The organism is Streptococcus suis (assembly GCA_022354845.1).
Taxonomy (GTDB): Bacteria; Bacillota; Bacilli; order Lactobacillales; family Streptococcaceae; genus Streptococcus; species Streptococcus suis_AA.
The window spans coordinates 1789104-1809987 of sequence record CP031970.1; the positions used below are offsets into that span (position 1 = coordinate 1789104).

The 20884-nt window shown below is 39.2% G+C and carries 15 protein-coding genes and 5 pseudogenes; 6 read left to right on the forward strand and 14 right to left on the reverse strand.

The window, feature by feature from the left end; translation table 11 throughout:
* Positions 1-322: 322 nt before the first annotated feature.
* A pseudogene (locus D2A30_09260) lies at positions 323-1417 on the reverse strand (IS3 family transposase).
* Positions 1418-1497: 80 nt separating this feature from the next.
* Positions 1498-2940, reverse strand: a complete 1443-nt coding sequence (locus D2A30_09265) for a copper oxidase (GenBank protein ULL21739.1) — start codon at positions 2938-2940, stop codon at positions 1498-1500.
* Between the two features lie 147 nt (positions 2941-3087).
* Between D2A30_09265 and D2A30_09270 the strand changes: the two are divergent.
* Positions 3088-4233: pseudogene (locus D2A30_09270) on the forward strand (IS3 family transposase).
* Positions 4234-4360: 127 nt separating this feature from the next.
* Here D2A30_09270 and D2A30_09275 read toward each other — a convergent pair.
* Positions 4361-4570: pseudogene (locus D2A30_09275) on the reverse strand (hypothetical protein).
* Between the two features lie 207 nt (positions 4571-4777).
* Here D2A30_09275 and D2A30_09280 point away from each other — a divergent pair.
* Both D2A30_09280 and D2A30_09285 read left to right on the forward strand, forming a co-directional pair.
* Positions 4778-5854: a response regulator gene (locus D2A30_09280; protein ID ULL21740.1), complete on the forward strand. Its 1077-nt coding sequence runs from the start codon at positions 4778-4780 to the stop codon at positions 5852-5854.
* Positions 5851-7248: a sensor histidine kinase gene (locus tag D2A30_09285; GenBank protein ID ULL21741.1), complete on the forward strand. Its 1398-nt coding sequence runs from the start codon at positions 5851-5853 to the stop codon at positions 7246-7248. Before D2A30_09280 ends, D2A30_09285 begins: the two co-directional genes overlap by 4 nt.
* 170 nt (positions 7249-7418) lie before the next feature.
* On the opposite strand, the gene D2A30_09290 is transcribed toward D2A30_09285, so the two are convergent.
* From D2A30_09290 to D2A30_09305, 4 genes are all read right to left on the reverse strand, one after another.
* Positions 7419-8627, reverse strand: coding sequence for a YncE family protein (locus D2A30_09290; protein ULL21742.1), 1209 nt, complete (start codon positions 8625-8627; stop codon positions 7419-7421).
* A 274-nt stretch (positions 8628-8901) separates the two neighbouring features.
* Positions 8902-9135: an SHOCT domain-containing protein gene (locus tag D2A30_09295; GenBank protein ULL21743.1), complete on the reverse strand. Its 234-nt coding sequence runs from the start codon at positions 9133-9135 to the stop codon at positions 8902-8904.
* A gap of 2 nt (positions 9136-9137) precedes the next feature.
* Complete coding sequence (locus D2A30_09300; protein ID ULL21744.1) at positions 9138-10022, reverse strand: prolipoprotein diacylglyceryl transferase; 885 nt, start codon at positions 10020-10022, stop codon at positions 9138-9140.
* 79 nt (positions 10023-10101) lie between these two features.
* Positions 10102-10458 carry a M23 family peptidase gene (locus D2A30_09305; protein ID ULL21745.1) on the reverse strand — a complete coding sequence of 119 codons (357 nt, stop codon included), beginning with the start codon at positions 10456-10458 and terminating at the stop codon, positions 10102-10104.
* Positions 10459-10774: 316 nt separating this feature from the next.
* Here D2A30_09305 and D2A30_09310 point away from each other — a divergent pair, with 316 nt between their 5' ends.
* The 3 genes and pseudogenes from D2A30_09310 to D2A30_09320 all read left to right on the forward strand — a co-directional run bounded on the left by D2A30_09310 (position 10775) and on the right by D2A30_09320 (position 13162).
* Positions 10775-10978 carry an adhesion protein gene (locus D2A30_09310; protein ID ULL21746.1) on the forward strand — a complete coding sequence of 68 codons (204 nt, stop codon included), beginning with the start codon at positions 10775-10777 and terminating at the stop codon, positions 10976-10978.
* 52 nt (positions 10979-11030) lie between these two features.
* Positions 11031-11633, forward strand: coding sequence for a TIGR01906 family membrane protein (locus D2A30_09315; protein ID ULL22030.1), 603 nt, complete (start codon positions 11031-11033; stop codon positions 11631-11633).
* A 202-nt stretch (positions 11634-11835) separates the two neighbouring features.
* Positions 11836-13162 (forward strand): annotated as a pseudogene (locus tag D2A30_09320) (transposase).
* A 489-nt stretch (positions 13163-13651) separates the two neighbouring features.
* Here D2A30_09320 and cadA read toward each other — a convergent pair.
* The 7 genes and pseudogenes from cadA to D2A30_09355 form a co-directional block, all read right to left on the reverse strand.
* Positions 13652-15859: a cadmium-translocating P-type ATPase gene (gene cadA, locus D2A30_09325; protein ID ULL21747.1), complete on the reverse strand. Its 2208-nt coding sequence runs from the start codon at positions 15857-15859 to the stop codon at positions 13652-13654.
* A gap of 138 nt (positions 15860-15997) precedes the next feature.
* Positions 15998-16429 (reverse strand): HAD family hydrolase, encoded by a 432-nt coding sequence (locus tag D2A30_09330; GenBank protein ULL21748.1) that lies wholly within the window; start codon positions 16427-16429, stop codon positions 15998-16000.
* Positions 16430-16723: 294 nt separating this feature from the next.
* A complete protein-coding gene (gene gap / locus D2A30_09335) occupies positions 16724-17725 on the reverse strand; it encodes a type I glyceraldehyde-3-phosphate dehydrogenase (protein ID ULL21749.1) in 1002 nt (333 codons plus the stop codon).
* Between the two features lie 297 nt (positions 17726-18022).
* Entirely contained in the window at positions 18023-18613 is a 591-nt protein-coding gene (locus D2A30_09340; GenBank protein ULL22031.1) for a DUF1541 domain-containing protein, read from the reverse strand.
* Between the two features lie 312 nt (positions 18614-18925).
* Positions 18926-19381, reverse strand: a complete 456-nt coding sequence (locus D2A30_09345) for a CopY/TcrY family copper transport repressor (protein ID ULL21750.1) — start codon at positions 19379-19381, stop codon at positions 18926-18928.
* Between the two features lie 469 nt (positions 19382-19850).
* Positions 19851-20044: pseudogene (locus D2A30_09350) on the reverse strand (hypothetical protein).
* A gap of 269 nt (positions 20045-20313) precedes the next feature.
* The gene (locus D2A30_09355) at positions 20314-20778 is read right to left on the reverse strand and encodes a replication initiator A domain protein (GenBank protein ID ULL21751.1); all 465 of its coding nucleotides are present in this window, start codon (positions 20776-20778) and stop codon (positions 20314-20316) included.
* Between the last annotated feature and the right edge of the window lie 106 nt (positions 20779-20884).

Here is a 20884-nt window from a genome sequence, read left to right on the forward strand (position 1 = left end):
AGTTTGTATCATTAAAATATTACCACATAAGCCTATCCCTGTCAAATTTAGGAGGAGCACCGTATGTGTCTGAAATTTTGAGAGGAGTCGAAACTGGAGCTATACTATACTACAAAAGTGGACAGAAAATTGTGTGTTATAATCTGTCTATTAAGACACAAAAATGAAAGGACTTTTATGTCAGGTTTTAAACGTTACGACGAGGATTTCAAACAATCGTTCGTTAATCTCTATCAAACTGGTAAAACACAGACTGAACTCTGTAAAGATTATGGGGTGAAAAGGCAACACTTTTCTGTACAAAATTTATAAAGTGTTTTTGTTAAACGATTGCTCTTTTAGTCATGGGTGTTTGGTAATGAAGTGTGCTGTGGATGCGATGGTGATTCCACCAGTGGACATAATCCTTAGTTTTAAGGGTTAATTCTTCCAGAGATCGGAAGTTTTCTTGGTTGATAAACTCCAGTTTGAAGGAGCGATAGGTACTCTCAGCTACCGCATTGTCATAAGGATAACCCGCTTGACTCAGCGAACGTGTGATGCCAAAGGCTTTTAACATCTTATCAATCAAGGCATTATCAAACTCCTTACCACGATCAGAATGGAAGAGTTTGACCTTGGTCAGAGCGTAGGGAATGCTTTGAATGGCTTCTTTGACCAAGTCAGCAGTCTTGTGCCAACCAAGAGATAGGCCAATAATTTCACGGTTGAAGAGGTCAATGATCAAGCAAACGTAAGCCCAACGATTGGCAACACGAACATAGGTTAAGTCCGTCACAAGGGTTTCCAATGGTTTTTGTTGGTTAAACTGTCTCTCTAAGAAATTCGGAACTGGTGCTTCATTCTTCCCTTTAGAATGCGGTTTGAAGGTAGCCTTCTGGTAAACAGAAACCAAATTCAATCTCTTCATGATGCAACGAATCCGACGGCGAGACAAGGTGATCCCTTGTGCTTCCAGACATTTCTTAATCTTCCTAGCGCCGTATCTGGACTTACTGTCAAGAAAAATGCGCTTCACCATTTCTTCAAGTTGTGCCTCAGATACTGGCACTACAGCTTTGTAGTAATAGCTAGAGCGAGGAATCTTCAACCAACGACACATGGCTGAAATGCTGTATTTATCCTTGTTAGCAGTGATTATTTCCCTTTTCGTGCCATAATCACTGCCGCTTGCTTTAGAATGTCTAATTGCATTTCGAGCTCTTTATTTCGTTTTCTGAGTTCTATCAACTCACGTTGTTCATCTGTCAGATTATCGACAGTTTTAAAGGAACCAGTTGTTAACCCACTTATCGAAGGTTGAGGGTGTTAAATCATATTCTTTGATCAGTTCACTGCGTTTTCTACCTGCATTGTGCAAGTCAACGATTTGTTGTTTGAAGTCATCTGTGAAGTAACGGCGAATTTTTCTAGACATATCTGTTCTCCTATTTTCTTTAGTGTAGAACACTTTATTCTTCTGTCTAGTTTAGTGTAACCTATTCAAAATATTATTTATTATTCTACTTTAATTTGTCCCATCATACCTGCTTCTTCATGTTCAAGAATGTGACAGTGGTACATATAAGTACCCTTCTTATTAAACTTAACTATAAGTCTTACTTTTTCGTTAGGCTCAATATATACAGTATCTTTCCATCCGCTCTCCTCTGGAGAAGGCGCATTACCGTTTCTTGATAGAATTTGAACCTGTGTGCCATGAATATGGAATGGGTGACCCATTTCATGCATCATTGATCCTGGGTTTGTAATTTCCCAAATCTCTGTATCTCCAAGCTTCACTGTTTCATCAATTCTATTCATATCAAACTTTTTACCGTTTATTGATACCATTTGACCCATACCTTGAAGCTCAAAGCTTCTTATCTTAGTAGCTTGTGCTTCTGACATTCTTTCTATATTCGTTAAAGTGCTAGGTACTTCAGTATCATCTTTCCCATCGCCTTTAACATTAAAGGTCATAATGGTTTCTTTATCACTCATAAGTGACAGCTTCGTTCCCTTTTCATACTTTGAAAAGTCCACTATTATCTCTGCTCTTTCCCCAGGTGATAACATAATATTTCTCTGGCTAACCGGTTTTTCTAAAAATCCACCGTCAGATACTATTTGATAGAATTCATCTCTATTATCTAACTTCAAATTAAAGTTACTTGCATTAGCACCATTAACTATTCTAAATCTCATCTTGACTCTATTAACCTCTAAATTAGGTTTAATAGCTCCGTTAACTATGATAGTATCCCCTGTTGCTCCATCCATCATATTTGTATTATAAATAAAACTGCCGTCCTTGCCAAAGCTTCTATCTTGAATTACTAAAGGTATATCATTTACTCCATATTCCTTAGGAATATTTAAGCTTTTTGATACTTCATCATCCACATAGAATAGTCCTGCTAAACCTTTATAAACTTGGGTAGCAGTATTTCCTCCAAAGTGCGGATGATACCACAATGTTGCAGCCTGTTGATTTACTGTAAAACTAGGCTCCCAAGTTGTTCCTGGTTCAATTCCTTGATGAGGGCCCCCATCCTTTTCTCCTTCTACCTCTAGTCCATGCCAGTGAACTGTAGTTGCTTCTTTTAGCTTGTTATTTACGTGCACATTTACTTGCTCACCTTTACTTACTCTGATGACAGGGCCTAAGAAGCTTCCGTTGTAACCCATAGTTCGTGTCTTGGTATTTGGTAAAAATGAAGTTTCTCCTTCTTGAGGTTCTAAAGTAAAATCCGCAATATTAGGATCTGGATTTTTATCCTCTAATAGTGGTGGTATAGGAAGTGTACTTTTTGTTTTACTTGTTTGAATATCTATATTAACTGCACTCTGGTTTATTTTAAAATAACTAATCATTGGTTCTAAAAGTGTAATATATCCAACTGCAGTTAATGCGACTGTAAGTCCAATACCTAATAACATATGTTTATTCTTACTCATTTTTATTCCTCCATAAATTATTAATACTAATTAATAATAATTATACTTTATCATTATGAAGGAAATATGAAGTGACCTGATATAATTAAGTTGTAACACCTGTGTATAGTTTGGTAAAATACATACATAATCCAAGGAGATGTTACAATGACAAACAATCGTTACGAGCCTGAGCTCAAACAAAAGGTTCTTCGCCTCTATCTGGAAGAGGGACGAACCAAGAAAAGCCTGACCGAAGAATATAATCTTGGACAAGGCACGCTGACATACTGGTTACAGCAATACCGCAAAGAATGCGATAACAGCCCAACAAAACGGGAAGAATCTGATTCATACGAAGTTGCAAAAAAGCTACGCAAAGAAATTGAAGAACTCAAAAAGGAAAATGATTTTTTAAAAAAAGCGGCAGCATTCTTTGCGAAGGAAATCGATTAGCTCAGTACCAGTTCATCCAGAAATATCAACAGACATTTGGGGTCAGATGGCTTCTTAGAAGAATGAACATCTGTCCAAATGCTTACTATAATTATCTTAAAAACAAAAAAACATGCTTATCGTCAGGAAAAGGCAGAGATTCAACGTAAAATTGTTGAAATCTACCACCGCGAAAATGGAGTTCCTGGATACCGAATGATGAACGATTATCTTAAGGGTATCGGAAGCATTCGTTCAGATCTGACAATACATCATTTTATGAATGAATTGGGCTTACGTTCCATCACACGTCGAAAGAAACCAAACTATGTAAAAGGAACTGCCAATAAAATCTTTCCAAACCTTCTGAATAGGGAATTTGATGTAAAAGAACCCAATAAAATATGGTGTACTGATTTTACATATTTAACTCGTCCAGATGGAACAATGCGTTACAATTGCACGATTATAGACCTTTGCGGTCGTGAAGTGGTTGCATCATTAAACAGCAGTCATATCGATACTGAATTGGCAAAGGAAACCTTGAAAATCGCACTAGAACGTCGAAAACCAGCAAAAGGAATTATCCTGCATTCTGAACAAGGGCGTCAATTTACCGCAAAAGAATTCAATAAATTTTGTGATAAAAACTATGTCCAACAAAGTATGAGCAAAGCAGGCTGTCCATATGACAATGCCGTTATGGAAAGATTCTACAATACGCTCAAACACGAATTCTATTATCTCTACAAGTTTGATTCAAATGACATTCTTGACCAAAAGCTCTATGAATTCGTTTATGGGAAATATAATCACGTAAGACCACATCGTGCAAACGGTGGACTTACACCTTATGCTGCACGATGTCGTGCAGCGTAAGAAATTTTATACACTAGTGTTACAAAAATGCTTGACTAGGTCAAAGAATACTATTGTTAATGGTAATAAAAAAGAGATATAATTTATAAAAATCATATCTCTAAATTAACTATGCTTTAATATCGATTTTTGAACCTAAGTTACTATCCTTTGCTGTATTCTTTGAATCTATAGAGCCTGTCTGATTGTGCATACCCTTCATATCGTAATTGAGGAAAGCCGTTAACTCGGTTTTGAGAAGCGTATTGACTGCTTTCTCCAAATGGACACGGAATAATTCATTCAAATCGCCTTTGTTCGCTAGAGTCTTTAGAATTTCTGTAGTAAAATCGTTCATAGGGAAGTCCTCTCTTCTGTGAATGTGTTGTGGTAACTCTATTCTACAGAAGGGACTTCCTTTTTTCTATTTACACAAAATATTTTACACTCTCCAGCACTGATAGAATATCAGTAAAAGCTTTCTTTTTTTGTAATCTCGTATTCAAAAGTTAATACTTTAGACAACATCCCAAAAGCAGAAGATTCTACTACGCCTGACAAAGTGATGACCTTTAGTGGCATGGGAAACATGGTCGCCATTGACGGCAAACAGTTCGACATGGACCGGATCGATTTACGCGCTAAGGTCGGGGAAAAGGAAGTTTGGGAGATTAAAAACACACGGGACATGATGGATGGCATGATCCATCCTTTCCACCTGCATGGCGTCCAGTTCAAGGTGATAATCCGGAATGGCAACGCCCCACCAGCCAATGAACAAGATTGGAAAGACACCATCGCACTTTATCCAGGCGATAGCGTTAGGATTGAAGTCACATTCCCAGAAAAGGGGATTTTTTATGTACCATTGCCATATCCTAGAGCACGAAGACAATGGCATAATGGGTCAAGTTTTAGTATAATGAAGATACCAACGAAATTGGAGGAGAAAGATTACGTGAAGATTTTAATTGTGGACGACGAAGCAAGCATTCTGAATATCGTGGAAGCCTATTTGAGTGCAAAAGGCTATCAAGTGTTTCGCGCTTTGAGCGGAAACGAGGCTTTAACAAAGGTTGATGTTGTCCAACCTGACTTGATTGTGTTGGATCTCATGCTGCCTGGTTTATCTGGCCTCGAAGTCTGTAAAAAAATAAGGGACTCCTCCACTGTACCGATTATTATGTTGACTGCGAAAACAGCCGAAAAAGATATCTTGGAAGGGTTAAGCCTGGGGGCTGATGACTACATCACAAAACCATTCAGCCCGAAAGAGCTGGTTGCTCGGGTCGAAACCGTTTTACGCCGTGTCCAACCAGAATACCGAGAAGAAAAGTGGTCTTTCGAAGAAGGTTTGCTGGTTATCTACCCGGATCGAAAACAAGTATTCAAACGAGGTGAAGAAATCATTTTGACCCCGACCGAGTATGCTTTATTAGCCCTTCTGGCCTCACATCCAATGCGCCTATTTTCACGGGAACAGCTGCTGGACGCTGTGAAAGGACTCGATTTTGATGGAACGGATCGGGTGATCGATACCCACATCAAAAATATCCGTCAAAAAATTGAGGACGACACGCGCAACCCCTACTTCATCTTAACCGCATATGGAATGGGGTATCGATTTGGTGGTCAAAAATGAAGCGAACCATTAAATGGCAACTCTTGCTCTCGTTTGTTTCTCTGTCCTTTATCTTAGTGGGGACCTTCAGCTGGATAACACTAAACTTAATGGAAAGCCACTTCGAAGACTATTTGCGCGAAAGGCAAGAATCAGAGTTAACAGCATACCAGACTGAGTTAGAAAACTTCTATCAGAAAACGGGTACTTGGGCAGATGCCACTCCAACAATCCAAAGTATTGGACGCGATGCTCTCCAGAAAGGCATCATCCTAAAAGTATATGACCATGCTGGCAACCAAGTATGGGGCCCCTCTCCCTCAGAGGAAGAAGAGTCAGAAAATAGGATTCAAACCCACCTCCAAAATATGGAGCAGATAATGGGCGATATAGAGAGTGGCTACGTGCACACAATCGTTCCCCTCGGTAGCGAAACAGACCCAATCGGTTCTCTCGAAGTGCAATCCGTTGGACCTTTCGCTTACACGGAACATGATGCGTTATTCCTTGCCGATATGAGGAACAACTTGATTTTTGTAGCGATTGGATCCCTAATTATCTCCTTATTTTTCGCGTTATTGATTGCCAAAAAATTGAGTTCACCAATCGTCAGAATACAGAATTTTACGACGGAAATTGCGAAGGGTCACTACAGTCAACTGGCGATTGAGGAAACAGGGATTCAGGAAATTGACATCCTCTTGGATTCCGTGGATGAATTGTCTGGGCAACTCCAACGCCAACAAGAGATTCGTAACCGCCTTTCCTCTGACATCGCACATGAAATCAGGACACCATTGACGACTTTGAAAGGCAATATTGAGGCCATGATTGACGGGGTCTGGGAAGTATCGGAAGAACGCCTCTACCACTGTTACGAGGAAGTTAACCGCATTGCCCGCCTGATTGGACAAATTGATCGGATCAATGAAATTGAAAGCCATGAAAGCCAGCTGCAGAAGTCATCCTTTGATTTGCTAGAACTTACACAACAAGTTGCCGGCACCTTTCAAGCTTTGTTGATTGAGAAGGGCATTGAATGTGCCATTAACGGAGAAGCGGTTTTAATTTCTGCTGATCGAGATAAGATTCATCAAGTGGTAACTAATCTCTTGTACAATGCAATTAAATTTACCCCTTCCGGTGGCCACATTGATCTTCAGGTTTCCCAAATTAGTGGAGCAGCTTCCTTTAAGATAACCGATACCGGTCAAGGAATCCCTCCAAATGAAATCAATCAAGTTTTTGAAAGGTTCTATATGGCTGAACCCTCTAGGAACAGGAAACTGGGTGGCCAAGGGATTGGTTTATCTATCGTAAAAAGTATCATAACGGCTCATCATGGCAACATAACAGTCAAAAGTGATTATGGAAAAGGTTCTACGTTTACCGTTATTCTTCCTGTCAAAAGATAGTAATCATCAAAAAAAGCGGTTCACTTTTATGTAAAGTGAACCGCTTTTTCAGCTTCATGCTAAAGTTTTTCATTTAATTTAGGCCTAATTAAGATTTTTAAATGTTAGAATAATTTATCTCTTTTCAGAAATCATTAAGTTGATTTTTTAGTTTAACTTAGCACTAATAATCATTTCAGAGTAATCCCATTTGGTGTTTCACCAACCTCAACCGTGGCAATAACTTCACTAGTCTCATTCTCAATAACACTGACCGTATCATCGAATGCATTCGTGACAAAGGTGTATTGATCATCTTCACTAATGACAACTCCATGTGCACCGCTACCCACTTCGATTGTTTCGACCACTTCATTACTATTTAAATCAACCTTTGAAACGGTATTGGAAGGATTCTCTTTGGTACCTTCATTTGCCACAAATACATATTGATCATCATGTTGAACAAACAACTGGATAGGACCATTTCCAACTGCTACTTTCTCAACTTTATTGGTTGTCAGATCAACGATTGCTAACGCATTTTCTCCATTTAATGTTACTAAGAGCGTTTGTCCATCTGAGGTGATACCAGTTGTAGCTCGAGTACTGCCAACAGTTATTCTATTAATTTCTTCCATACTTTCTAAATCAAGGACGCTTACAGTGTCTTCACCCATATTGGCAACGTAAGCCGTTTTTCCGTCTTCAGCGATTCTAAAACCGTGTGGACCTTCGCCTGTTGGGATTGTTTCAACCACTTCATAAGTAGATACATCAATGACTGAAACAGTGTTCTCTCCATTATTGGAAACTGCTGCATAGTTGCCATCGTTAGTGAAAACGATATGAGCAGGGTGACTCCCTACTTCAACTTCTGCAAGTTTTTCACCTGTTTCAGTATCATAAAAAGCTGCAATACCTTTTTCATCGTCACTTTCATTACTCATACTAGTATCACTATCTTCGTCGTGTTCCATCTCCATACTTTCATTGCTCATACTGGTATCACTATCTTCGTCGTGTTCCATCTCCATACGTTCATTACTATCTGAACTGTCTTCAGCATGCCCCTCGCTGGGAACAATTGTTACACCAATGACTTTTTCATCAGGTGAAATTTGTACATTATGTGCGGACCCATCGATGGCAATCGTATCCACAACTTCGTGCGTTTGAGCATCTACTTTGGTTACACTTCCGGTATCGGAAGTGTAATAGGCTTCTGTTTGTTCCTTCTTTTCTTCTTTAGAACTAGATTGACCCTCACTAGATCCTTGTGACGTTGATACGATTTCTTGTTGAGAAGAATTTTGACTACTTGTTGAATCTTCTTGACCACAAGCTGCAAGCAAGAGACTCACTGATGACACTATTGCTAAAATGATTCTTTTTTTCATTTTTATATCCCCTTTTTTACTACGTACTTTTTACTTTTCGTACTATTTTTATTGATCTACAAATGCCTGAATTATTCATAATTTTTCCGTAGGTTTCTGAGAAGATTACGGCACTGTCATTTCATCACGAAAAGGGCAAAAAGATTCTAGCAGGAACCCTTTTTTCCAAAAGCGGGAGTCAATAACGGATACGCTACCGCTATTTTTGAGCTATGAATAATTCAGGCTAATAACAGGTATTTACTTCATCAAATAATCTTTATTTATAACCATACTATTGTAGATGTTTCTTTCTTTCCAAATAGTCTTCCTCAGAAATATTTCCTTTCGCATATTCTTTCTGAAGAATTTCCAAAGGTGGTTCGCTATTAGAACTTTGATTCGGTTGATTGAAAAATAATTTTCCAATCAGAAACACTACCACAACCAACAATAGAATCCAAAAAATTCCCATAAACATCATAGTTCCCATTCCTCCTCTATTAAAAAAATTTAGACATTCAGACATGACTATTCCTCCTTCTCTTTATTAAATTTTTCATCTGATTCAAGGTTTTTACTAGTTCTTAGATCCGTCATTCCTTCTAGATAATAGGGTTTTGAAGGATAATCTTGCCTGCGGAGATACCATATAAGGATGGATCCTATGAATAGGACAAGAGACAAGGCCTGTGAAACACGCAGAAAATCACCAATCCATAGACTATCCGTTCTCATGCCTTCAATAAAGAATCTTCCCGTTGAGTACCAAAGCACGTAACTTAACGCTACTTCCCCTTGTCGTAACAACTGTTTACGATTCCGTAGAATGATAATGATCACAAATCCTAATAGACTCCATAATGACTCGTACAAAAATGTCGGATGGTAGTAGGTGCCATTAATTTGCATTTGATCAATAATAAACTTTGGCAGGTAAAGGTTCTCCAAAAAGGTGCGGGTCACTGCTTCCCCATGGGCCTCCTGGTTGATAAAGTTCCCCCATCGGCCAATGGACTGCGCCAACAGAACATAGGGCGCCAGTATATCGAGCATCAATGAAAAAGGGATCCCTTTTTTCTTCGTGAACCAGTACACGGCCAGCCCCCCTGCAATCAAACCGCCATAAATGGCGATGCCGCCTTGCCAAATGGCGATGATTTCAAGCGGTTTCTTGATATAATACTCCCATTGAAAAAGAACGTAATAAATTCTTGCTCCGATAAGTCCAAGGGGGATAGCCCACATTGCCATATCTGTAATGTCCTCTTCGCCCAAGCCTCTTTTCTTTCCTTCCTTAGAGGCAAGTGTGATGGCAAGCAACATAGCGCCGACAATAATTAAGCCATACCAATACAAGGTAAAAGGGCCAAAGGAAAACGCGACGCGGTCGATTGTTCCGACAATTGATTTCATAACTTACTCCTTACTGATTTTCATTCTGTATCCCGTTCGATAGTTATAAGCCCAAATAAGGCGCTGGATTGACCTGGATTCAGTTTTCGTATACTTCAAAGTGAAGATGGACGCCCGTAGAATCTCCGGTGGTTCCCATGATGCCCCGTTTTTGCCCCTGGGTCACTCGTTGCCCTGCCATTTGTAAGGCGAGCGCATCAATTTTTTCTTGAAGTGCGATGGTCCCTGTTCGCAACTGCTCCTTCCTTGCTTCTAAACCATCCAACTTTACTTGTTGGCTGATGCTTTCTCCATCTAATTCCTGCAGTTGCTTCTCAAGCTGCTCTTTCTCTTGTGTCAGGTCTTCAATACTTCGTGCATTTACATCCATAGGAAGGATGAGCAAACTCGATAAGAGTGGGATACTTATAAATTTGACAAGCTGCTTTCTGTCCATGTGTCCTCCTAGTTTCAGGCCAGGTGACGAATGTTAACGAATGTTGCCTGTTATTTCAATCATTATACCGTTACAACTATATGAGACAGGAACCTCCTTTCTTACTTTTATTGACTATACCAATGAATTATGTAGATTTTATGAAGTTGCCCCATCTTCATAAGAATCACATAATTTTTTGTTATTCTTATCAAGAAGATGAGAAATAATCTTTGTTCTCACTCATTTGGTTTGAATTTTGCTTGTTTCAGGGTTTGCCATTCGCAATCTGTTTCGTTTGTAGTATTGGCATAAAAATAAAAGAGGAGTGTTGAAGATGGAATTAATTATATTTGTGGTACTGATGGTGGTTGGACACATGCTCATGATGTTTCTCATGCCTGGTATGCATGGCGGTCATAACCATAAAGGACATGACCATACCGGCGACGCGGAGGATAAAAAGCGTCTGGAAGATGAAATCCAGCAATTAAGGAAAGAGCTGAGTGACATGAAAGCCCGATTAAACCAAAGCGAATGATAAGGGGGCTGCTGTTTTGAGGCAAAAAATATTCTCCATAACTGGATTCATCATGATTTCGCTTTTCATCCTTTCCCTTTCCATCGCCGTCACCATCAACTTTACGCCGCTCTATTCGTTTGACATCGATTATTTGGAAATAACGGAAACGCTTAAAATGCCAAAGGAACAGATTTCAACAAATTACCGTATCCTCCTGAATTACCTGAATATGCCTTGGATAGCAGAACTTAACATGCCGGATTTTCCCAGTTCAGCGCGTGGGCTATTCCACTTTGTTGAAGTAAAAAAACTCTTTGCCTTAAATTATCTAATCCTATTGTTTTCCGGCGTAGGCACGTTTGGATTTGTGCGGTATCTGAGTAGGAGACAACAATCTTGGCAGCTCCTGCTCTACTTCCGCCGGGGAACCCTTATTCCCCTTGCTATCCTTTTGGCTCTCCTGGTTAGCTTCGACACGTTGTTCGTGCTTTTCCATCAAGTTTTCTTTAACAATGACGCCTGGCTCTTCAATGCTACTACTGATCCTATTATCTTAGCTTTACCTGCCGACTTCTTTATGCACAGTTTCCTCTTGGCCTTTGGATTAATCGAAGTCTTCCTAATCCTGGGGTACTTCACTACTAAATATCGAATCTCTGCTCCAAGCCGTTGATTAAAACGGTTATGGGTCATAAGAAAAACAGGGCTCTCCATCGAAAGCATGGGAGCCCTGTTTTTATCGAAAATTTATGGCTCTATAATTTCTGTAGTGGGTAAATCCACCATGGAAATTATGGAGCCTTTTTGAGTATATACAAAAAGTCCCATATGACCTATAATGAAAAGCGACGAAACTCACATTAGAAAGGGTTCATATGGAACAACTAAATCTTATCACAAATTTTCTCAGAATTAAAGACAAAAATATCACTATCACTGATGAATATGATATGGGAACTCACTTAGAACTCCACGGTTACTTGGATTACATGGATTCTAAATGCCCAAAATGCAAGGGACTAATGGCTAAATATGATTTCCAGAAAGCCTCTAAGATCCCCTACCTAGAAACAGCTGGCTATCCACTCTTTATCCGCCTTAAAAAGCGTCGTTTCAAGTGTAAAGATTGTGGGAAATTGGCTGTTGCTGAAACTCCTCTTGTCAAGAAAAACCACCAAATCTCTGTCGCTGTTAACCAGAAGATCGCTCAATTACTCATCGAAAATCAAGCAATGACACATATCGCACATAGGCTATCTATCTCAACATCATCAGTTATGAGAAAGCTCAATGAGTTCAAGTTTGAAACCGATTGGAATACCCTACCTGAGGTGATGAGTTGGGACGAGTATGCCTTCAAGAAGGGGAAGATGAGCTTCATCGCTCAAGATTTCAATTCCCTAAATGTCATAACCATTCTGGACGGAAGAACTCAAGCAACCATCCGAAACCACTTTCTTCGCTATCCTAGAAAGGTTAGAAATCGGGTCAAAGTGATTACCACGGATATGTTTAGTCCCTATTATCAACTTGCTAACCCCTTCGCTCTTCTATTTCTGAGCTCAGGCTGAAACAGTCTATTCCCAGACTGTTTCACTCCCCAATGCAAAAATTGTACTCGACCACTTTCATATCGTGCAACACCTTAGTCGTGCTATGAACCGTGTCCGTATTCAAATTATGAATCAATTCGACAGAAAATCGCACGAATACCGAGCATTGAAACGTTACTGGAAATTGATACAACAAGATAGTCGTAAACTCAGCGATAAACGATTTTATCGCCCTATGTTTCGAATGCATTTGACTAACAAGGAAATACTCGAAAAACTCCTGTCTTTCTCCAAGGAACTACGACAACACTATGAACTCTATCAATTTCTCTTGTTCCATTTCCAAGAGAAAAACTCAGATCATTTCTTCAGTCTCATCGAACAGGAAATAGCCATCGTTAATCCTATTTTCCAGACGGTATTTAAGACATTTCTAAAGGATAAAGATAAGGTTTTGAATGCCCTAGAATTGCGCTATTCCAACGCCAAACTGGAATCTACCAATAATCTCATCAAAGTCATTAAGAGAAATGCCTTTGGTTTCAGGAACTTTGAAAACTTTAAAAAACGGGTTTTGATTGCCTTGAACAGTGAAAAGGGCTGGGGAGAGCCCTTTTCAGCTTATCTCCTAAAAACAAAAAAGAAATAAAGAAAGAGAGGACGAAGTTCGTCCTCTCCAGGTGTTAGCTTTTCATCTACCCCCTAGTTGACAAAGAGCCTAAAACGGATTTTGATTGCATTGAACAGTGAAAAGGGCTGGGGAGAGCCCTTTTCAGCTTATCCCCTAAAAACAAGAAAGAGATAAAGAAAGAGAGGACGAACTTCGTCCTCTCTAGGTCTTAGCTTTTCATCTACCCCCTACAGTTGACAAAGAGCCTAAAACGGATTTTGATTGCATTGAACAGTGAAAAGGGCTGGGGAGAGCCCTTTTCAGCTTATCCCCTAAAAACAAGAAAGAGATAAAGAAAGAGAGGACGAACTTCGTCCTCTCTAGGTCTTAGCTTTTCATCTACCCCCTACAGTTGACAAAGAGCCAATTTATCGATCTATGATTTTCCTTATACAGCATACTGGCTGGTCTGACCCGATTCTGGAAGGGGGTCAAACCAGCCAGTGCTTTTTTCGTTCCTGCTTCGTTTTATTTTGGATCTAATTTCAATGTCATAGCATTGATGGCAACGATAACAGTGGAGAGGGACATGAGGACGGCACCGACTGCTGGACTTAATGTTATGCCAATTGGTGCTAGTATTCCTGCAGCAATTGGAATCGCGATAAAATTGTAGCCTGCTCCCCATACCAAGTTTTGTTTCATTTTACGTGTCGTCTTGTTTGCTAACTCGATAAAGGATTCAATATCCCCTGGATCAGACTGAGTAAGGATAATATCCGCAGAATCCAAAGCTACTTGCGTTCCAGCTCCGATTGCAATACCTACGTCTGCCAAGGCAAGGGAAGGTGCGTCATTGACCCCGTCTCCCACCATGATAACCGTCTTGTTTTGGTTTTTCATGGACTCGACCAGCTTGTACTTATCTTCCGGAGATTGATTGGCTTGGTATTGAATACCTAGAACTTCTGCAACTCCTTGTGCAGCTTCCTCGTTATCACCAGTAGCCATGAGTGGTTCAATTCCGTATTTTTTCAGCACCTCGATCAAGTTTCTGCTGGTTTCTTTCAGTTCATCTCCCAATGCGACAGCGCCGATTGCTTCATTATTTTCTACAAGGATACTTAAAGTAGCGCCTTTCGGAATATCCATACGCAATGCTTTTCCGTATGCCTTTTGGCTGATTAATTGATAGTGGTGGCCGTTCGCCTCCCCTTCTATTCCTGCTCCCGAAACGATTTCAATGGAGTCAAAGGAAACTGACTTAATGCCTTTCGCTTCAGCGTGGTTCACAATCGATTGGGCAATCGGGTGACTGGAGCCCGCCTCTATACCCGCCAACAAGCCTGTAATTTCTTCTTCAGAATATTTATCACTCAAAACAGTGACGTCCAAGACTTTAAATTCACCAGTTGTTAAAGTACCTGTTTTATCCAATACCATAACATCCGCTTTAGTAGTTAATTCCAAAGCTTCTCTATTTTTAACCAGTAATCCTCGACTTGCACCCAAACTAGTACTACGTGATACTACCAAGGGAATAGCAAGACCCAAAGCATGTGGGCAGGCAATAACTAACGCAGTCACAGTAAAGATAACGGCTGTAGGTAAATCTGCAATGATCATCCAGGCTACTAGAGCGATTAAAGCTACTACAACGGCAATGTAGAACAACCAGCCAGCTACTTTGTGAGCCACATTCTCTGCTCGAGATGGTTGGCTTTGTGCTTGGCTGATTAATGTCTGAACCTGAGAAATGAAGGACTTATCGCCCGTCTGCTTTATTTCCACATAGAGGACTCCGCCACCATTGGTTGATCCACCGATGACCTCATCTCCGGGTTTTTTTTCAATTGGTTTCGATTCCCCAGTCACAAGCGCTTCGTTTAAACGGGATTCTCCGCGGATAATGATACCATCAGCTGGAACATTTTCTCCTGCTTGAACACGGATAACATCTCCAATCTGAAGTTCAGACACAGGGCGAGTCTCAATCGAATCGTCTTCTAAAACAACATGAGCATCTTTCGGCACCAACTCAGCCAATGCTTTTTGCGCGTCCCCTGCTTCACCCAATGCCTTCATTTCAATCCAGTGTCCTAACAACATGATTAAAATTAACGTTGTAAACTCAAAGAAGAAGTCCATGACATGTTCTCCGGTCACATATCGAGCGGCCACTGCGTAAACACTATAGGCATAAGAAACCGTTATTCCCAAAGTAATCAAGGACATCATGCCTGGAGCTTTTGAATTAAACTCATCCTTCGCACCCATGTAGAATGGTTTTCCGCCATAAATGTATAGAATTGTTGCCAATACAGCTGCTACAACGTCTGCATAAGGAAAGATAATTTGGAAAGGCAACTGAATATCCATCAAAGGCGTAATGAGTAAGATTGCAATTCCTAATGGGAGTGACTTCAAGAAAATCTCCTTAAAGCTACCGTGATGGTGGTGGGCATGCCCCCCCATTGCGCCATGATCCATTTCACTGTGATCCATCGCACTATGATTCATCTTGCTGTGATCCATCTGACTATGATTCATCTTGCTGTGATCCATCTGACTATGATTCATCTTGCTGTGATCCATCTTGCTGTGATCCATCGCACTATGATTCATCTTGCTGTGATCCATCTGACTATGTTCCATTTCATTATGGTCGTGTTTTGAGTGATCCATGTCACCGTGATTATGATGACTATGTGACGAATGTTTTTTGTTATTCCTCATTTTTAATTCCTCCTTATTATATTAGAGACTGATTTTAAAGTTTTAGAACCTTCTCATCTAACACTGCATATAATTCTCATGAAAAGGGTTCTATATTTTATCTCTATCTACTATCTATGAATAAATGGTATTCGTACTTTATACACTTAATACTGAATAGTTAGTTTCTGCTAAAGCAGCATTGAGCGTTTCGGTATCAATCTCTGTTTGACTTTCAAGTACTGCTTTTTTAGTCGCTAAATCAACCTCTACAGATTCAACCCCTTCAATAGCTGAAAATTTTTCTTGCACTGTATTGGCACAACCTGCACATTTTACGCCATCTAATAAGACTTCTTTTTTCATTATTCTATTCCCCTTTTTTTTATCTTCAGGTAATACTTCACTTAATACACTGTCTATACCCACTTGCTTAGCAATCGCTTTGGCTGTACGTTTGTTATCTCCAGTAATCATGATTACTTCAACACCGCGTCTTCTAAGTTCTTTAGCAGCCTTCATACTATTTTCCTTGAGTGTGTCAGCTACTGCGATAATTCCAGCTAGTTCTCCATCAACAGAGAGATACATCTAATGCTATAACAATCGGTACGAAATATCCAGTAATGATATCGGCCATTCGAGCAATGGGTGCTTTAGACCCTTGAGCATCTTCTACTAATTTTAATTTGGATATTCATCACCATTATTTCTCACTTCCCTTTTGCGTTTACAAAAGTAACCTACAACCGCAGTCTACACTCGTAAACTATGGCTGTCAAGGAATTTTTATTGCGTCTCATATAAAGCATTAAAAATACCTATCTACCTTTAGATGATACACGCACCTTCCATATAGATACCAGGAATCAGATGAATAAGGAGTTAAACCAACTTCGAAAAGTGTTCTACAAGACGGATCATATTGCTTACAAAGCCATATTCGTTATCGTACCAAGCAACTGTTTTAACCAATTGTCCCCCATTTGCATCTAATACTTCTGTTAACGTTGCATCAAAAACGGATCCATGTGTAGTCCCCACGACATCGGAGGAAACAATTTCATCCTCAGTGTACCCATATGAATCATTCGCGGCTGCCTTCATCACTTCGTTAATCTGATCAACGGTTACCTCTCTATCCAACACCGAGAACAGTTCTACAAAGCCCGCAGTAATGACAGGAACCCGTGTGGTGGTACCCGTAATGATCCCTTTAACCTCTGGAATGACTTTTCCTAATGCGTTGTCAGCGCCAGTCGTAACAGGAATAACATTTTGAGCACCTGCGCGACTTTTACGTCCCCCGGGAGCATCTTGCAAGTTTTGTGTCGCTGTATAGGCACGCGATCCTGTCATCAGGCCTCGTTGAATCCCAAACTCGTCCACTAATACTTTTGTCATTAAGGCTAAACCGTTTGTCGTACAGGAAGCGGCGGAAATAATTTTGTCACTTGGACTCAAAATTTCTTGGTTGACACCAAAGACAACGACTTTCGTTTCTTCATCTTTAGTTGGTGCTGAAATAATTACTTTTTTAGCTCCAGCGTCTATGTGTGCCTGTGCTTTTTCATTAGTTGTGTAGAAGCCTGTACATTCCAAAACGATATCAATGTCCAAATCGGACCATGGTAGTTTTTTGGCATCCTTTTCTTCGAATGTTTTAACTTCTTTGCCATCAACCAGAATTGAATCGCCTCTTACCTCGATATCATAAGGGAAAATCCCATATGCAGTATCGTATTTTAAAGAGTAGGCTAAATCCTCATTATTTGTTAAATCATTTACTGCAACAACCTGTAGTTCTGAGTCCCTCAACTCTTTAATACGGCGAAATGCTAAGCGTCCAATACGACCAAACCCATTAATAGCTATTTTTATTGTCATTTAATCTCATTCCTTCTTTTTTCATTTTGACTACAACTGTAATCTGCTTAATAATTATAGATTACAGTAATAAACTATAATTGTCAAGCTTTTTAATCCTTAGTTAAGAACAAAAAATTCGTTGTTCTTCAAAGACATTCTTTATCATAAATTTAGAATTTGTTTCATCGAAAGCCCAATTCGATAGGTCGAATCTAAATCTTACGTTAGTTTACGATTGTATTCCTTTGTATGCTCGCAACCTATTCAGGTAAACAAATCACGTCAATAGTTCTTTTTTAGATACATCCCTGTTTCTTACTCAGCAGAAAGCTCCGAGTCGGTTACCCATTTATGGTTCTTGACTTCCTCTCCACCCGTGGTTGGCTGGTAGTCAATCACGTATACTGTGGTGCTTTTAGCATCGTCAATCGTAGCCGTTGCGCCTTCCATGCCTTCCGTGTGGTTGGCTTCCAAGGTTACCTCGTCTCCTGGTTCGAAAGGTTCCTCTCCTGCATCCGCAATCTCCTGGTGAATTACCCATTTGTGATTCTCTTCGCGCGGGCCGCCATTCGTAGGATCATAGGATACCTCGTAGGCTACAGTGTCAAAAGCGCCCACAATCGTGGCTTCTGCCCCCTCCATGCCTTCCATGTGCCCGTCTGTGATTGTTGCCGTCTCCCCCACATTGTAGGTAGGATTTTCAGCTTCTTCCAAACCTGCTGGGATTTCACCAGATTCATCGTGCACCATGCCGCCGTGATCACCACTTTCTGAAGATGTTTCTTCGGTTGTCGTTTGATTTGTATCTGTTCCAGTAGATTCATTTATCTCGTCACTGCCACATGCTCCAAGTAATAAGGCAGATGACAGTAAAATAGTTCCTATCCATTTTTTATTCTGTTTCATTTTTTTCCTCCTGAATTTAAAAAAATAAATCTTTAAACTATCATGCTTTTTGTGTTGATAATAGCTTCCAGACTGCTTCTCAATTGGTTCTCCGATTGAGAATAAATAATCAACTATCGGAATATTATAGAAATTAATTTCTTTGTTATCAGACATTTCTTCCCACTCCTTGTGCTGTAAAGCATATGTTTTATCTGCTATTGCTTATTGGTCTAGATCTTTTAGTCTTTCTTCCATTTTTTTTTTGTTTCTTCGTTTCTTCGTTTCTAAAAGATGATATTCTATTCATTTGATAATATTCATTTTCGCTCCTTATTCTCCATGATGATGTAAATGGCAATCGCATTGCCCTTCTGTACACTGACAATCCACTTCTTCTACTGCGAAAGCTTTTTTCATTTCTAATATTTCTTCTAGTCGCTGGATATCATCAAAGCTTAAGACATGATTTTCAATGATACTCCCTACTGCATTCCCGACATTCTTTCGACAAATACGGTTGAAAATATCGTCTGTATACTTTCCTACGGCTTCTTTCTCTTCAATATTGGCAGTATAAATAAATTTTCTACCTTCTTTCTCTGTATTTAGTACGCCTTTTTCAACCAGTCGACCTAAGAGCGTTTTGATAGTGGCTTGTTTCCAGTCCATTTTTTCTTTCAATATGGAGATGACTTCTTTACTAGTCACTCGACCATTCGCCCAGACTACACGCATAACTTCCCATTCAGTATCTGTGATATGAGGGCTAACTACTATTGTACTCATTCTCTTTTCCTCCTTATTGTCTACATGTGTAAACGTAAATGCTTGAGATAAGTTTACTATTGTAAACCATTCTTGTCAAGTCTTTTTTAAATAAATGTAACCAGCTATTATTGTCTATGTTTTCCTATCTTTACCCAATACTAATTATAAGGTTACCATTGATTTACTTTTATTGATTTTAGAATTCCTTATTTTTAAAATTATATTTTCTAAATATGATGAACACTATTGAGCAATTTAATTGTTTATCGTATTTAGGAAATCAAGAATTGAGAAAAAGCGGAAAAATAGAAAAAAACCTATACACACGGAAGTTATCAAATCTTTTGTTCTGTTGTTCTAAATATTCAATTTTACCGACTATTAATTGTCTTAATTTCATGTCTTATTAATCTCCTCGAGTTCGAGTATCTAAATATAGAAAAGGTAAACTGCTACAATACCTAGTACCCATCTATTTGATTTCCTACTATTCGGAAAAAGCCATTTCAGCTTTTCTATGAGCAAGGATTTTAGCTTCAAGTCTTCTTTCTTCCTTGAGATTTTCTAAGGACTTAAGAAGGTACGCTAAAGGGGATTCACTGTCAGAGGTATTCGCTCAATAACGTTAATTATTTCTCGACTTGTTATATAGCCGTCAGAGAGGTATTGTCCTATCATCATTTTTTGTTTATGAGTTAGACTATAATTTTGAAACTCACCAGTGAATAAATCTTGTTGGCAAAATTCACCGTTATATTCATCAGCAATTACTTGTAGGAGAGAATAATATTGAGGGTCAATATATTTTTCGGATTTTTCAATAGATGAGATATTATCAGCTCTAATAGACGAAGAAAATTCTTTAGAATTTTTTGAGCTCTTTCTAGAACTAGTATATTCACTTAAATAAGTCTCATTGTCTTCAGTATCATTAGGGGCTGATTTTGACACTAGCCTCGTGTTATTTTGACATCCCCCTGGTATAAATTTGACACCACTCTAGATTCTACATGGGAATCTTCAACTTTTTTGTTATTTTGGGTAAGGAAGTTATCCTTCAATTGACCTAGATATATACGATTTGCCAAGCTCCCAGTCTTGGTCGTTGATTGTTGAACCTCATAAATTAAACCAAATTGTGTTAATTCTTTTTTCATTATTAACAGAGTAGACTTAGAACAATTTAAAATATCCATCAGTTTAGAATTGGAATAGACTAAAAACACATACCCATCTTCATCAATCCAATTATTTTTAAAAGACAAACTTAATCTATCTTTTAATACTGCATAGAAGACTTTGGCATCTAATCTCATTTCTTTGTAAAGATCACTCTCAAAAAGTATTTTAGGCAATGCATAGAATCTTTCTGAAGTTTGATATTCATCGGCACTTATTAAAATAATATTTTCCATATTATTCTGCCTCACCTACTTTTAACATCATCCCACCTGATTCGGGAAATTTAATTAAATTGAATTGCTCAAGCTCTTGAGAGACTCTTCGACTTTGGAACGTGAC